A 15,127-nucleotide genomic window follows, 5' to 3' on the forward strand; every position below is an offset into this window, starting at 1 on the left:
CATTTTCTAGTGATGGAGGCGGGAATGTCACACATTGCGGGAATGGGAGTCAAGGTTCCGGACAGGGTTCTGACGAATGAGTACTTCAGCGAGTACTTCAACGAGGACTTGAGTGGTTTCCTCGAAGGAATAGTTGGTCAGAAGGAGCGTCATTGGCTGGCTGACGACGAATCCGTGGTTGACCTCTGTCTTCCTGCTGCCCAGGAGGCGATGGCAGAAGCCGGGATTACGGCAAAGGACCTTTCGATGGTCGTCGTCGCTTCCGACACCCACGAGTACATCTCACCGCCGACGTCGCTTGTCGTCCAGGGTAAGCTTGGGGCTATCAACGCGATGGTCTTCGACCTGTCTGCTTCCTGTGCTTCGTTTGTTACTGCCCTCGTGACTGTGGACTCATGGTTCAGGTCTCACCCGGACTTCAAGTACGCTCTGCTGATTGGCGAATATGGCATGACCAAGTATGTGGACAAGGATGACAAGTACACGGCCTCTCTCTTCGCCGACGGTGCCGCAGCTGTCGTCATCGAGAACACAGGCGAGAGTCTCATCGCGTCGAAGTTTATCGCCGACGGCACGTATCATGACTATCTGGGCGTGTTCGGTGGGGGAACCAGGTATCCAATCAACGACGATACGCTTGCCAAGGGTCTGCACAAGCTGCGCATCCTCAAGAAGTACGATGAGAATCCCAACCTGGTCGCATGGCCTGGACTGGTGAAGAGCCTTATGGAGAAGGTCGGCGAGCCTCTGGGTGCCATCGATCTGATCCTGTTCACTCAGATCAATCTTTCGGTCATCAAGAAAGTGCTGGAGATTCTGGGCATCCCAGAGTCAAGGTCACACTGGATCATGGACAGATACGGCTACACCGGCTCGGCGTGCATCCCAATGGCATTGTATGATGCTCGCAAGCAGGGCAAGGTGAAGCCCGATGACTTGGTCGTGCTGGTGGCATCGGGCGCAGGACAGGCGATGGGCGCGGTCGCGCTCCGTCTGTAGTCGATCGGGTCAGGGAGCGGTTACATGAGGACAGTACGCATCGCCGGTACGGGCATCTATACGCCGACACGTTCGATGCCGACCGGGGAGGTCGGTGCAATGTTGAACCTGGATCTGACGCAACAGATTCAGACGGGCGGCATCAGGGTCAAGAAGATCATGGCAGACGATGAGGAAGCATCTGACCTCGCCGTCTATGCAGGGATGCAGGCGCTGAAGAATGCCGGAGTCAAGCCTTCGGAACTGGACCTCATCATTGTCAGCACCGATACGCCCGACTACATCTCGCCATGCACAGCGTCCATTGTTCAGCACCGACTGTTGGCCAAGAACGCAGGTATCTTCGACACGAACTGCGCGTGCGCGGGCTGGGTCACTGCGCTCAACACGGCCACCAAGTACATCATGGCGGACCAGCATTTCCACAAGGCACTTGTCATCGGTACCTATGCCATGACGCGATTTCTCAACTGGCAAGACAAGGTCACCGCCCCGACGTTTTCCGACGGAGCTGGCGCTGCCGTGCTCGTCGAAGACGAGTCCGAGACTGGCGGGTATCTCGGGTCGATGCTTTACGCTGACGGGTATTACTGGGACTACCTGGGCGTCTACCTGGGGTCAGCCAGACTGCCGACAGCCGAGTCAGTAGCGAACCAGGAACACAAGGTGCAGTACAACCAGAACAAGAGGTTCCCGGATGTCAACTCGGTCCATTGGCCCCGCCTGGTACGGGAGACACTGGCGCAGGCCAACCTGACACCGCAGGACGCTGACATGCTGCTGTTCACGCAGGTCCGCAGGAACACGATCGAAGGGGTCATGAATACGCTGGGCCTGCCGATGACCAAGACGCATACGGTCATGGAGAAGTTCGGCTACACGGGCTCAGCCTGCGTTCCCATGGCCTTGCACGACGCGCTCGAGCAGGACCTCATCCATAGTGGCGACATCGTGGTCATGACAGCTTCGGGCGGCGGCTACGCCATGGCGTGCTACGCCATGCGCTGGCTGTAAGGGAGGTTAGAGATGGCATACGCACCGTTTGAAGGAAGGCGAATCTACTCCGAGCGATTGGGAGACGGCAGCAAGACCGTCATCTTTGGACACGGGAACCTGGCTTCCGCCAACTCCTGGCGACTGATGATGCCCTATCTACCGCTCGACCGGAAGAATGTGTTTATCGATTTCCCCGGATTCGGCAAGTCGGACAATGTCCCACCCACGACAGTGGAACACTGCGCCGACGCGCTTATTGCCTGCCAGAAGTACTGGCATCTCGAGCCTGCCGTCTATGTCGGCCATTCGATGGGAGCAATCGTCGGTCTGATGGCGGCGCTTAAGGGAGCTCAGTTCTCCAAGATGGTGCTGATTGGCTGCGGACCCGCGGATGGCTACCCCATGATGGATCAGATGCGGGCCTCGTTTCTAATGCTGACGCAGAATCCCCCACTCATCGAGGCCATGACACGCAAGAACAATGAGCCGTTCGGCCTTGCAGAGGACATTCTGGAGGAGATCATCGCTGACGCTGTTCGCTGTGTTCCTCAGGGTTACACGGAAATGGCGGATTCACTGGCAGGCGTACGAATGTCTACGCAGCTCGGTACCCTTTTCATGCCGATCACGTTCCTCCATGGTGATCGAGACGGTGTTGTTCCCATCGACTGGATTCGGCCGACGGTCGCAGCTGCTCATGGAAAACTGGTCGTCCTTGAGGGGCAGGTACACCTTCCGATGCTCGTCGAACCGGAGCAGTTCGCCGCAACCCTTGAGAAGGAGCTATAGAGAGTGATGGTTGAGCATCGTAGGCAGATGACAGCGGTGAAGTCGCGAGAACCCTTGGTCTCGACGACACTCTCGACGTCCGAGCGGATCGTCGGCTCGGCGTTGAAGCTGTTCTTCACGCACGGCTACTCGCAGACATCTGTGGCGATGATTGCTCGCGACGTCGGCATCTCGAACTCAGCTTTCTACCGGCACTTCAAGTCCAAGGAGGGAGTCCTGTTCGCGGTTCTGGAGACGTTCTCGGAGGATTTCACCGGGGCACTGTCCAGTGGCATGGAACGAGCAGAGGGCCTGGAAGGGAAGCTTCGAGCGTTCTATTCGACGATTCTGGAAGTAGTGGGGCGCGACACGCACCTGTACAGGGTCTTCACGGAGACCGAGTTCAACGGGTACGTCTTTGTCCGTGATTTCTACTCCCGGGTTGTAGCGATCGTGGGTGACCAGCTACGTGGACTGGTGCCTGCGGAGTTCGATCTCGACGACATAGGCTACTACCTTCTCGGATCGGTGTATCTGGTGGCGGTCAAGAAGACTCTGTGGGAAAGCCTCTTCACGGTCGACGGGTTCTGCACGCAGTTGGTCGACTTCGCACTACATGGCATAGACATGCGCGGCGATGCCCCGGAAGGTCTCGTGCCACTTCCCGAAGCCGCTCCTCTGCAGGAACCCGAAGTGCGCCTGTCGAAAGGCGAGCGCACCCAGAAAAACCTGTTGACGGCTGCAGAGCACATCTTTGGTGAGCAGGGCTACTGGAATGCCGATATCTACAGCATTGCCCGGGCGGCGGGGGTTGCGCCTGGGACGACCTACCTGTACTTCGACTCCAAGCTGGAGCTGCTGTCACGGTTGGTCGTCGAGGTCAACGAGGGCCTTCGGCGCCATACGGCTCAGGCGGTGCGAGGCCTTGCTGACAGGCGCATCATCGAGGTGGCAGCACTCGAGTCCTTCTGCAACTACATTCGGGAGCATAGAAATTCCTACCGTGTCGTCCGAGAGGCGGAGTTTGTCGACAAGGACCTCGGCAGGTGGTACTACACGCGACTGTCCGACCCCTACACGGTTGTGCTGGAGCGAGCCATGGTGGCGGGCGAGATTCGGCCTGGCAATCCTGAGATCACCGCGCTTGCTCTTATGGGCGTGGGTCACTGGTTGGGTTTGCGGTGGGTTCTGTGGAGTGACCATCTCGACGCTGAGGTGTCACCTGCTGCGCTCACAAGTTCTGTACGACTTGTTCTGCACGGACTTGAAGGAGCGGCCCGGAGGGCCGCTTCGAAAGCTGACAACAATCATGACAAGGGGGTGAAAGCGACTGGCAGACGCAGGCGAGAGAACACGGCCCATAACGTGGCCGTATCCGGTGGACAGAACGGCTGAATGTGTGGCGTCTCATTCTTATAGAACAGGAGGAATGACAATGAAGAAGGTACTGTCACTAGCACTTGCGATTGCCCTCGTCGTCGGGTTATTTGCGGGCGTGCGGCCGGCCAGCGCTGAAACCAAGGATTTCTTCATGGTGCTGCAGGTTGGGTTCAAGCAATATGCCCTCAACGGGCTCCCTCTCGCTTCGGAAGTTGCACCCGAGATCATCAGTGGGCGTACGTTCGTCCCTGTTCGTCTCATCACGGAGACCTACGGAGCCGTGGTGGACTGGAATCCAGCCTCGCGCACAGTAACGATCAAACTCGGCGAGGTCGAAGTCATCCTGACGATCGGTTCGAAGGAAGCCATCGTTGGGTCCGAGACCAAGCTGCTCGAAGCAGCTCCCTACATCAAGGCGGGCCGCACCATGGTGCCTTTGCGTCTCATCAGCGAGGCCTTTGGTTTGTCCGTCTACTACGATTCCCAGACGAAGAGTATCTCCATCAAATCCAAAACGACGGGCGTGGTTCCCGGAATCACAGGGAACCAGATCCTCATCGGCTCGTTCTCAGTTCAGACCGGTCCATACGCGGTGGTCGGGATCCCGTTCTCGCACGGCATGCAGTCATATTTCAACATGGTCAATGAAGCGGGTGGGGTCTATGGTCGCAAGATCAACCTGAAGGTCGAAGATGACGGGTTCAACCCCGCCAAGACCGTGACCATCGTCAAGAAGTTCGTCACGGAGGACAAGGTGTTTGCCGTGGTCGGCGGCCTTGGTACTCCTGGTTGCCTCGCCGTCATGGACTACCTGAACGATCAGAAGGTGCCGTTCGTCTACCAGGCATCCGGCGTCTCCAAGATAGCGATTCCAGCCAAGAACTACGTATTTGCGGTCCAGCCCAACTATATCAACGAGGGTCAGATCTTCGCGAAATACGTTGCCAGCACGCTTGGTCTCAAGAACATCGCCGTGCTATACAGCAACGATGATGCAGGCAACGAAGGGTTGAAGGGCATCAAGCTGGGTGTCGACAAGTACGGTGGCAAGATCGTTGTCGAATCACCGTTCCCTGCTACCGAGACCGACTTCACCTCGTATTTGCTCAAGGTGCAGGCCAGCAATGCGGATGCACTCATCCTCTATGCGACCGGTGTTGCTACCGGCGGCAACGTCGTCAAGACCGCCAAGTCGCTCGGTCTCACGCAGAAGATATTCCTGCCCTATCCTCACTCCGGTATCATCGCGACCGCGGGTGCTGCAGCTGATGGTGTCTACGTGACCGGCTGGGTGGACTTCTCCAACCTCACGGACCCCGGTGTCGCGAAGTTCTTCGCCACGTGGAGAAAGTACTATCCCAAGGACGACCCGCTGACATTCTCGTATGCCGTCGCCGGTTGGGTGGCGGCTGAGGTTTTCACCGAGGCTGTACGCAGGTCCGGCCCTTATCCCACGCGCGATTCACTGGTGTGGGCCCTGGAGACGTTCAACGGCTGGTCTGGATACCTCGCCAAGGACATCAGCTATGGTCCAAACGAGCGTTCCGGAAAGTACTCCATGTTCTTCATGCAAGTTCAGAAGGGCGCGCTTGTCAAGGTCAGCGACTGGATCAGCGTCCTGAAGCCTTAGTACAATTGTAGTAGGCCACTCACAGTGGCGGCATCCTGCCCGGGGGCCGAAGCCCCCGGGCACAAAGTGAGGACACCATGCTGACAATCGACAACCTGACCGTGCGCTTTGGAGGCGTCGTCGCCGTCAAGTCACTCAACCTGACAGTGAAGGACGGCGAGATTCATGCGCTCATCGGTCCGAATGGAGCGGGCAAGACGACGGTGTTCAACGCCATCTTTCAACTCGTGCCATATTCAGGAGGCATCCAGTTCGCTGGAAGGGAGTTGCGTGGCTTGCCACGCCATCGCCTTGCGGAGATCGGGGTGACACGTACGTTCCAGAACCTCAGCATCTTCCCAAGCATGACCGTGCGTGAGAACATTCTGGTAGGATTCCACAGCAAGTCTCGAAGCAGGTTCACAAGCGAACTGCTGGGACTTGCCCGGGAACCAGGACAGCAGCTGGCAGAAACGCTCGACTTCTTCGGGCTGACTGCTCTTGCTCCTGCATACGCAGTCGTCCTGCCCTACGGCACGCTCAAGTCCGTGGAGCTGGCACGTGCGTTCATAAGCCACCCACGTCTTGTGCTGCTCGACGAGCCGGCCGCCGGCATACCGACGTCGGAGAAAGGCGCACTCAAGGCGGTCATTCGGAAAATGCGAGATGCCGGGACGACCGTGCTTCTCGTCGAGCATGACATGGAACTGGTCATGGACATCTCAGACTCGGTCACGGTCATGGACTTCGGCGAGAAGATCGCGGGAGGAACGCCGGCCGAGGTCTCGGCAGACAAGCGTGTCATCGAGGCGTACCTCGGGGAGGAAACCCATGCTGCGAGTTGACCAGGTCGTCTCAGGGTATGGGCCTATCGACGTCCTGAATCATGTCACCATCAGTCTCGACAAGGGAGAGATTGTCGCCGTGCTTGGCGCCAACGGGGCGGGCAAGACCACGCTTCTGAGGACCATCACTGGGCTCATCCGGGTACGCAAGGGTTCCGTGATGTTCGGCGACAAGGCACTCAATGGACTGTCGCCCGCGGAGGTCGTCAAGTGCGGCATCTCCCACGTCCCCGAGGGACGGCACATCTTCCCCGACCTGACCGTGGAAGAGAACCTGCTGCTGGCAGCCTATAGCATGCCGCGCAGCCTGCAGAAGAGCAGACTCGAGGCCATGTATGCAATGTTCAGTATCCTTGCCGAACGCCGCAAGCAGGCCGGTGGCACGCTGTCAGGGGGTGAGCAGCAGATGCTGGCGTTGGCCCGGGGACTGATGCCGAATCCACGCCTGATGCTGCTGGACGAACCGTCCCTGGGCCTTGCGCCCAAGACCATCGGCACGGTGTTCGATACGCTGGCCCGCCTGCGTGAGTCCGGCGTCTCCATCCTGCTGGTCGAACAGAACGCCAAGCGGTCCCTGGAATTGGCCGACCGGGCATACGTTCTCGTGACAGGACAGGTGGCTCTTGAGGGGACGGCGCGTGAGCTCAACGGGAACGAAATGGTCAAACAGCTCTACCTTGGAGGGACCCGATGAGCATCGACATCTTCTTGAACCTGACTGTCCGGGGGCTGACGACCGGGGCAATATACGCGCTGGTCGGGATGGGCATCGTCCTTATTCTGCAGACGACGAACGTCATGAACTTCGCCCAGGGCGACACAGGCATGTTCATCACGTACCTGGCATTCTTCATGATAACGACAGCTAAAGTACCGTATTCGCTTGTTCTCATCCTTGCCATTGCTGCGGGAGCTGTCGTCGGCTTGCTTGTCGAGCGCTTCATGATGCGGTCGGTACGTTCACGTTCCCACCTGTCGCTCATCATGCTGACGCTGGGTCTGTCGCTGCTGTTCCAGGGCCTGGCAGCGTTCCTGTTCAAGACTGAACCCCGCCTCTTCCCGCCACTCGTGTCGGGCGATCCCATCAAGTTGGGCCCGGTTATCCTGGGCAGGCAGGACATTGTGGTCCTACTGGCCGCGATCGTTACATTCGGCATCCTGTACCTGTTCCTCTACCGGACCAGGCAAGGCGCCGCAGCCCGGAGCATCTCACAGGACGAATACGCGGCGCGTGTCCTCGGGATCCCCACTCCATCGATCTACATGTTGGTATGGGCTATTGGGAGCGCGATGGCGGGTCTGGCAGCACTGCTCATCGTCCCCAGGTTCTCACTGGAGCCGTCGTTCATGGGTCTCATTCAGGTGAAAGCCTTCACGGCCATCGTCCTGGGAGGCATGGGCTCGGTGTTCGGCGCTGCTGTCGGCGGACTCATCATCGGTGTCGTGGAGAACCTTGTGGCATATCAATTCCCAGCCATCAAGGACAGCTTCATGCTCATCGTGATCGTCATCGTCTTGCTGGTCATGCCACAGGGACTGTTTGGCAAGCACCAGCAGAAGAGGTTCTGATGACTCCTTCCAGTACAAGGCGTTTGGCGGTCAACGGAGCCATGGCGGCGCTTGTCCTTGTTCTCCCGCTCGTGTTCAGAACGAGGCCGTCGATTATCGGCTACCTGAACATCGCTATGCTGTATGCCATTGCGACACAAGGACTCAATCTGCTCATGGGGTTTGGCGGTCTCGTCTCGCTGGGACACGCAGCATTCATGGCCATCGGTGGCTACACGGCGGCAGTGCTGGTCATGACGTACCACGTGAACATGTTTCTGGCTGTTGTCGCCGGTGTGGCCGGTGCCGGATTGTTCGGGCTTGTCATCGGGTTCCCGTCGCTGCGTCTGTCAGGGTTCTACCTGGCGGTAGCGACGATGGCACTGGGAAGTTCCGTTGCCGACGTCATCAAGAGGCTCGCCATTACCGGGGGAGACTACGGTCTCATCAACATACCGGTTCTTCGGCTCGGAGGCTGGGAGCTCACCAGCGAGGCGTCCAAGTACTACTTCTTCGTCGTCATCCTTGTCGTCGTGTTCCTGGTTGTCCGCAACTTCCTGAACAGTCGTAGTGGGCGGGCAGTCCGTGCTGTGCGCGATTCCGAGATGACGGCTGCGGCAATGGGTGTGAATGTTGCGGCTTACAAGCTCATCACCTTCATCTTTGCCGCCTGCATTGCCGGCCTCTCGGGGGCGCTGTACGCCTTCACCATCTCGTACCTCCATCCCATGAACTTCGGGCTTACATTCTCCATCGAGTTATTGTCCATGAGCATCATCGGCGGTCTGGGTACGATCATAGGCCCTATCCTGGGCGCTCTGTTCTGGGTCATGCTGCCGGTCGTCATCGGTGGCAGGATGGAATTCCTGTCGACTGTCATCTTCGGTCTCAGCATCATCGGTTCAGTCATGTTCTTGCCCAAGGGTCTGTCGGAGTTGGTCACGCGCATACAGACTCGTCTGAAACTGTAACGGCGCAGGCGCCGGGCGAAATACCATCCGGAACAAAGGGGGACACCATGAGTGTCGGAATTCTCGGAAGCTATAGCAGCAGGTTTGGCAAGCTCGAAAACTCCAGCGTCTACGATCTCATCGTTGAGGCTGGACGCGGCGCAATTGCAGACGCACAAATCGATCCCAGAGACATCGATGGGGTGTGGGTTGGCAACTACAGCTCAGGGTCGTTCAACAACCAGGAACATCTGGCCTCATGGGCCGTCGAAATCGACCCGGCATTGCTCTACAAGCCATGTGTCAAAGAGGAGGCAGCATGTGCTTCCGGCTCTGCCGCTGTGCGTGCAGCGCGTCTGGCCGTTGGCGCGGGGGAGGCCCGTTTTGTCCTGGCCATCGGGGTCGAGAAGATGACGGCGCTTGACCGGGACGGCGTTACTCATGCGCTTGCCATGGCATCGTACTGGCCAGAAGAGGGAAGCAAGGGCATGACGTTCCCGGGCCTCTTCGGCATGTGGTCCCAGGTATACCGTGAGCACTACGGGTACAGCGACGACCAGATGAGTCTGTGGCAAGCCATGGTGCATGCCAAGAACCGTGACAACGCGACACACAACGAGCTTGCGCATATGTACACGAAGCCGAGCAGTCTGGAGTTCGCTCTGCACGTATCTGAGAAAAACCCTCTCGTTGCAGATCCTCTCAAACTCACGGACTGCTCTCTGGTCAGCGACGGAGCGGCGGCCATGGTGCTGGGACCGATTGATGACGTCAAGGCCCTCAAGGACCGCGTGGTCGAGATCACCTCACAGACGCTTGTCACCGATCACATGCAGTCCAGCAAACGCGAGCTGTGGCACAACGTTGCTGGCAGGATGGCTGTCGAGTCAGCCTACAGCAAGGCCGGCATTACTGTACCGGACGTTGACTGCGCAGAAGTCCACGACTGCTTTACGATCAATGAGCTACTGACGTACGAGGCAATGGGGCTGTGTGCAGAAGGCGACGGGGGCCGGCTGATCGAGCGGGGCGGCGTCGTACAGCCGGACGGCAGCTGCCCGGTTAACCTTAGCGGAGGTCTCATTGGCAAGGGGCACCCCGTGGGGGCCACGGGTGTGTCGATGCACGTCTACGTCGCGCGCCAGCTTGAGGGCCGTCCGCTTGGGCTCGGTGCAAACAACCCGGAGGTAGGGCTCGTCATGAACGTCGGTGGCTCGAACGTCAGCAACTTCGCATCAGTACTGAAACGCGTCAAGTAGATAGGGAGGAAGCCATGACAAAGGGATACGGACTGCAGGACAAGGTTGTCGTCGTCACAGGCGGAGCTGCAGGCATCGGCCGGGCCACTGCCAGGAGGTTCGCCGAGGAGGGAGCGCGCGTCAGTATCTGGGATATGAATGCCGAGGCAGGGGCGGCGACGCTGGCCGACCTGAAGCAGTTGGACACTCCCGTGATGTTCCAGGCGGTGAACGTCGCCGATACAGAGGCTGTGGAAAGAGCGGTTGCCGAGGTTGTCCAGATATGGGGTCACATTGATGTACTCGTCAACAACGCCGGCATCACGCGCGACGGTCAGCTGGTCAAGTACAAGGAAGGGGTCGTCACTGGAACGATGTCGGACACCAACTTTGATGCTGTCATCGGCGTCAATCTGAGAGGCGTGTTCGTCGCGACGAGGGCCGTCGCTCCTCACATGATCAAGCAGGGGCATGGCGTCATCCTGAGCGCTAGCTCGGTGGTCGCAGCGTACGGCAACTTTGGACAGACGAACTACGCGGCGACCAAGGCCGGCCTGATCGCAATGACGAAGACGTGGGCGCGCGAACTGGGCAAGTACGGAATACGCGTGAACGCAGTTGCGCCTGGGTTCATAATGACGGATATGGTTGCTGCGATGCCGGAGAAGGTCCTGGAAGGAATGGTCGCCCACACGCCCGTAGGACGCATCGGGGCTCCTGAGGATGTCGCAGATGCATACGTGTGGCTTGCGTCCGACCAGGCTGCGTTCGTTCACGGCGCAACGCTGGCTGTGGACGGGGGCATCGTTCTGGGAACATGAACTCGGCCGACGGGTGGCATATCGACTGAGACACGGAGCAAATTGATCTCAAGGGAGGGAACGATGCAGCAGGGATCGTGGATGAAGAGGCTCGTGTCGATGGACGAGGTGCTTGGCAGGATAGTGTCAAATGACACGGTCGTCGTGGGAATGGCGGCGGCCCAGCCACAGGGATTCCTGTCGTCGCTGCACGGTATCCGGGAGCGCGTACGCAACGTGAAGGTCATATCCTGCCTTCTCCTGAGGGAATACCCATTCCTGGCTGACGTCGGAGCCGATGCTGATGCTCCATTCAGAATGGAGAGCTGGTACTTCGGCAACGCTGAACGTGAGCTCTACAAGAAGGGACTCCTCTCGTTCATCCCCAACAACTTGCACAATGCCGGACGAGAGAAGATCCAGGCGGAGCCGATCAACGTGTTTGTCGGGACGGCAACGCCGCCTGACAGCCACGGGTTCATGTCCTTGTCTCTGTGTCTCGTCTACGAAAAGGACATGATCGAACACGCTGACCTTGTGGTGCTGGAGATCAACGAGAACCTGCCCAGGACATTTGGAGACACGCAGGTGCACGTTGACGACGTCGACCTGCTGGTACAGAACAACATTCCGCTCCTGACTGTCCCTGTCATCCAGGCAACGGATATCGAGCAGCACATCGGCGAGAACATCGCACAGCTCATTGATGATGGAGCGACGCTGCAGATAGGCATCGGGGGCATCCCCAACGCCATCATGAAGTTCCTGTCGGGAAAGAAGCACCTGGGGATCCACACTGAGATGATTACTGACGGCATCGTCGACCTGGTCGAGACGGGAGTCATCGACAATACCCAGAAGACGCTTCACAAGGGCAAGATCGTCGGCACCTTCGCTATGGGCGGTCAGCGCCTCTACGAATTCATCGACGAGAACGTTGGCGTTGAGCTCCTTAGAGGTTCCTACGTGAACGACCCATATGTCGTCGCTCAGAACGACCGCATGGTGAGCATCAACACGTCGTTGCAGGTGGACCTGACAGGACAGGTGTGCAGCGAATCCATTGGGTACCGACACTACACGGGCACTGGTGGCCAGCTCGATATGCACCGGGGCGCCACGCTGTCGCGGGGAGGAAAGGGCATCATTGCGTTGCGGTCGTCCGTGAAGGATGATGAGATTTCGACCATCGTACCGATGCTGAGTCCGGGTAGTTTCGTCTCGGTACCCCGTCAGGATACTGACTATGTCGTCACAGAGTACGGTGTGGCACACCTGAAGGGGAAAAGCGTGCGTGAGCGTGCGCTCGCGCTGATCGCGATAGCGCATCCGAAGTTCAGAGAGAGCCTGTCGCTGGAGGCGAAGAAGCTCGGCGTGCTGTAGAGTCCGACGGACGACACAGGAGGCGACATTGTCATCCTCCTTCCTTTCCCATGATGGCGGCGTATTGGCGCCGCCATCATGGTTTTCGCTCTGTACGGTTGCCCCTTCGTTGTTGTACCGCTATACTCAGAGCATTGCGTATCAATCACGACCACGGGAGAGAGAAAACACGTGAACACAGCAGCGACAAGAAGGGCAGCAGGCATCCTCTGCGGTGCGCTCGCGGGTGCCGCAGCAGCTGAAGGCTTCCTGCGGGAGCCGTTTCAGCTGGATGTCACTCGGTTTGCGATTGCGTCCCCGCGCTTGCCGGCAGGCTTCGACGGCCTGAAGATCGCGCAGTTGTCGGACCTGCACCTCCACCGTATTTCGCGGGCTTACCGCACGGCAATCGACGTCATTTGCAGGGAGCGTCCTGATCTTGTCGTCATCACGGGTGACCTGGTCGATCGCCCAGAGCACGCATCGGCATGCCTCGCATTCCTGAGCGAGCTGCAGGACGCCGCTGGAGTGCCGATGGTGGTCGTACCCGGCAACTGGGACCATCGAGCCTTTCCGACAAGACAGAGCATTGAGGCGTGGCACAAGCGCCTCCAGGCGGAGACGGGCGTTCGAGTCCTCGCAAATCAGAATGTTATGCTGCGTCGACATGGCGACCGCATGTGGCTTGTCGGCACGGACGACCCGTACTTTGGGCACGCTGACCTGGATGCCAGCTTCAAGGGAGTGCCCGACACCGCATTCGCGCTGGTGCTGACGCATGCTCCCGAGGCGTTCGAGGAGCTGGCACAGCGTCCTGCCGCACGGCTGGTCCTTGCCGGCCACACCCATGGAGGGCAGGTCCGCCTCCCGTTCATCGGTGCCTTGCGTGTTCCTTCGCGATACGGCACACGTTTCGCACGCGGGCTGTTCAAGCTGGGTGATACGTTCTTCTATGTCAACGCCGGGATGGGTATGAGCCATGTTCCCATACGGTTCTTGTGCCGGCCCGAATTGACGTTCATCACGGTCACGTCATGCAGGCTGGACAGATCGCCCACTCGGTGACCGCTCGCAGGCACAGGCGGCTGATCTGGGCGCTGGCTCTGGCTGCTGCTCTGTTCCTGGAGACCGCAGTCGTCGAGCCAAACACTCTTCTCATTCGCCGGATCGAAGCGAGGGTTGCTGGGCTGCCCGAAGAGTGGAACGGAGGAACGGTCATCCAGCTGAGCGACCCCCATCTGGGCTACCCGTCGCCGGCAGCATGGCGGGCCATCGATACGGTCCGTAGGGAACGGCCTGACCTCGTTGTCGTTACGGGAGACGTCGCCGACAGGCGTTCCAGCATGCCTGTGGTCCTCGGGTGGGCGAAGCAGCTCTGTGAGGCGGCGGGCGTTCCGGTCGTCTACGTCCCGGGAAACCATGAACACTGGCGCTTCGGTGATGGAGAGGCCATGGAGCAGTTCCTGGAACAGCTGGGGCGGGCGGGCTTTGTTGTTCTGGAGAACGAGCTGACGCGGATCAGCCGTCGCTCGGGCGGGAGTCCAGTCGTCATCGTAGGTCTGGACGATTCATACAGCTACCACATGGATGTCGAAGCGGGGTTCTCCGGGTTGGCAGCGGGCGAGCGGGCGATCGTGCTGGAACACTGTCCAGAAGACGTGGCCAGCATCTTGGCGTCGGAGCATGCCTCGCTGGTACTGACCGGCCACACGCATGGGGGCCAGGTGAGGCTCCCTCTGTGGGGAGACCGCCTGACCGCGGCCCTGACAGGGTCGTCCTTCGTGCGCGGCCTGTACCAGGTCGGCGACGTTCCTCTCTACGTCAGTCAGGGACTTGGCATGAGTGTCCTGCCCGTTCGGTTCTTCTGTCCTCCCGAGGTCACTGTCTTCACGCTCAGTAGACCGTAGGAGAGCCTGTCTCAGCCCTGGGTGCGACACGTCCTCGGGGTACTGATCCTGGCATACATGGGCCCCTGAGCTCGCGCAGCAATACTCAAGCGTGCAGGCAAGGACCTCCAAATGTAAAGTGTCGGCATTTGTGACCCCCTACGGAATGATGCAGGTTCGTGGGTACGAAATGGTAGTACCTTAATGTCTCAGTTGGATTGAAGCATTAAAGTACTGGTATTTCGTGCCAGGAAACCCGTATGGTTGCGTAGGGGTCGGGAATAGCAGCACTTTCCGTCTTGTAGTTTCGCGCCTGGTGCTCGAAAGCGATCAGAGAGGGCTGCGATGTCAGAATGGCAGGAACACTGGTCACCAACTGGCATCATCGGCAATTCGGTTCAATTCCCGAAATCGGGGATCAATTTCCAAAACAGGGGTTCAATTCCTGAAGAGAGGGTCCAATTTCTTGGTAGGAGAGCAACAGAGATGCGGAACTCAGAAAGCGCCAAAACACAGGAGACTAGGTGTCAGGTATGGGCGACTCGTCCCGAAAGCACGTCAGCTCCTGCCAGCGAAGATCCTCTTCCACAGCAGCTTTGCCCCGTCTTTCATCGCTCGCTATGCTCTCTGCGGCAGCACGACGTACAGGATTCCCAAGGGGACCAGCATCCAGAAATCCTCCAGAACCAGCTGGACTGAGACAAAACAGTACTGGTGTTTAGAGGCTGGAAACCAGCATGGCTATA

General features: G+C 58.8%; 14 protein-coding genes. All 14 read left to right on the plus strand.

Going from position 1 to position 15,127, the window contains the following annotated elements:
• Nucleotides 1-12 precede the first annotated feature (12 nt).
• The 14 genes from C0398_05495 (at nucleotide 13) to C0398_05560 (ending at nucleotide 14,402) form a co-directional block, all read left to right on the plus strand.
• Entirely contained in the window at nucleotides 13-999 is a 987-nt protein-coding gene (locus tag C0398_05495) for a ketoacyl-ACP synthase III (GenBank protein ID MBA4365446.1), read from the plus strand.
• A 24-nt stretch (nucleotides 1,000-1,023) separates the two neighbouring features.
• Nucleotides 1,024-2,013, plus strand: a complete 990-nt coding sequence (locus tag C0398_05500; protein MBA4365447.1) for a ketoacyl-ACP synthase III — start codon at nucleotides 1,024-1,026, stop codon at nucleotides 2,011-2,013.
• 12 nt (nucleotides 2,014-2,025) lie between these two features.
• Complete coding sequence (locus C0398_05505; GenBank protein MBA4365448.1) at nucleotides 2,026-2,784, plus strand: hypothetical protein; 759 nt, start codon at nucleotides 2,026-2,028, stop codon at nucleotides 2,782-2,784.
• A 6-nt stretch (nucleotides 2,785-2,790) separates the two neighbouring features.
• On the plus strand, nucleotides 2,791-4,158 hold the full coding sequence (locus tag C0398_05510) for a hypothetical protein (protein ID MBA4365449.1): 1,368 nt from the start codon (nucleotides 2,791-2,793) through the stop codon (nucleotides 4,156-4,158).
• Between the two features lie 34 nt (nucleotides 4,159-4,192).
• The gene (locus C0398_05515; GenBank protein MBA4365450.1) at nucleotides 4,193-5,773 is read left to right on the plus strand and encodes a hypothetical protein; all 1,581 of its coding nucleotides are present in this window, start codon (nucleotides 4,193-4,195) and stop codon (nucleotides 5,771-5,773) included.
• 77 nt (nucleotides 5,774-5,850) lie between these two features.
• The gene (locus tag C0398_05520; protein ID MBA4365451.1) at nucleotides 5,851-6,597 is read left to right on the plus strand and encodes an ABC transporter ATP-binding protein; all 747 of its coding nucleotides are present in this window, start codon (nucleotides 5,851-5,853) and stop codon (nucleotides 6,595-6,597) included.
• The gene (gene livF, locus C0398_05525; GenBank protein MBA4365452.1) at nucleotides 6,584-7,291 is read left to right on the plus strand and encodes a branched-chain amino acid ABC transporter ATP-binding protein; all 708 of its coding nucleotides are present in this window, start codon (nucleotides 6,584-6,586) and stop codon (nucleotides 7,289-7,291) included. The genes C0398_05520 and livF overlap by 14 nt, the downstream gene beginning before the upstream one ends.
• The gene (locus C0398_05530) at nucleotides 7,288-8,166 is read left to right on the plus strand and encodes a branched-chain amino acid ABC transporter permease (GenBank protein MBA4365453.1); all 879 of its coding nucleotides are present in this window, start codon (nucleotides 7,288-7,290) and stop codon (nucleotides 8,164-8,166) included. Before livF ends, C0398_05530 begins: the two co-directional genes overlap by 4 nt.
• Nucleotides 8,166-9,116 (plus strand): branched-chain amino acid ABC transporter permease, encoded by a 951-nt coding sequence (locus C0398_05535; protein MBA4365454.1) that lies wholly within the window; start codon nucleotides 8,166-8,168, stop codon nucleotides 9,114-9,116. The genes C0398_05530 and C0398_05535 overlap by 1 nt, the downstream gene beginning before the upstream one ends.
• A gap of 47 nt (nucleotides 9,117-9,163) precedes the next feature.
• On the plus strand, nucleotides 9,164-10,354 hold the full coding sequence (locus C0398_05540) for a propanoyl-CoA acyltransferase (protein MBA4365455.1): 1,191 nt from the start codon (nucleotides 9,164-9,166) through the stop codon (nucleotides 10,352-10,354).
• Between the two features lie 14 nt (nucleotides 10,355-10,368).
• A complete protein-coding gene (locus tag C0398_05545) occupies nucleotides 10,369-11,154 on the plus strand; it encodes a 3-oxoacyl-ACP reductase (GenBank protein ID MBA4365456.1) in 786 nt (261 codons plus the stop codon).
• A gap of 63 nt (nucleotides 11,155-11,217) precedes the next feature.
• Nucleotides 11,218-12,516 carry a 4-hydroxybutyrate--acetyl-CoA CoA transferase gene (locus tag C0398_05550; GenBank protein MBA4365457.1) on the plus strand — a complete coding sequence of 433 codons (1,299 nt, stop codon included), beginning with the start codon at nucleotides 11,218-11,220 and terminating at the stop codon, nucleotides 12,514-12,516.
• Nucleotides 12,517-12,594: 78 nt separating this feature from the next.
• On the plus strand, nucleotides 12,595-13,560 hold the full coding sequence (locus C0398_05555) for a hypothetical protein (protein MBA4365458.1): 966 nt from the start codon (nucleotides 12,595-12,597) through the stop codon (nucleotides 13,558-13,560).
• Entirely contained in the window at nucleotides 13,530-14,402 is an 873-nt protein-coding gene (locus C0398_05560) for a hypothetical protein (protein ID MBA4365459.1), read from the plus strand. The genes C0398_05555 and C0398_05560 overlap by 31 nt, the downstream gene beginning before the upstream one ends.
• Nucleotides 14,403-15,127 lie beyond the last annotated feature (725 nt).

It is taken from the genome of Coprothermobacter sp. (assembly GCA_013824685.1).
Lineage (GTDB): Bacteria > Caldisericota > Caldisericia > Cryosericales > Cryosericaceae > Cryosericum.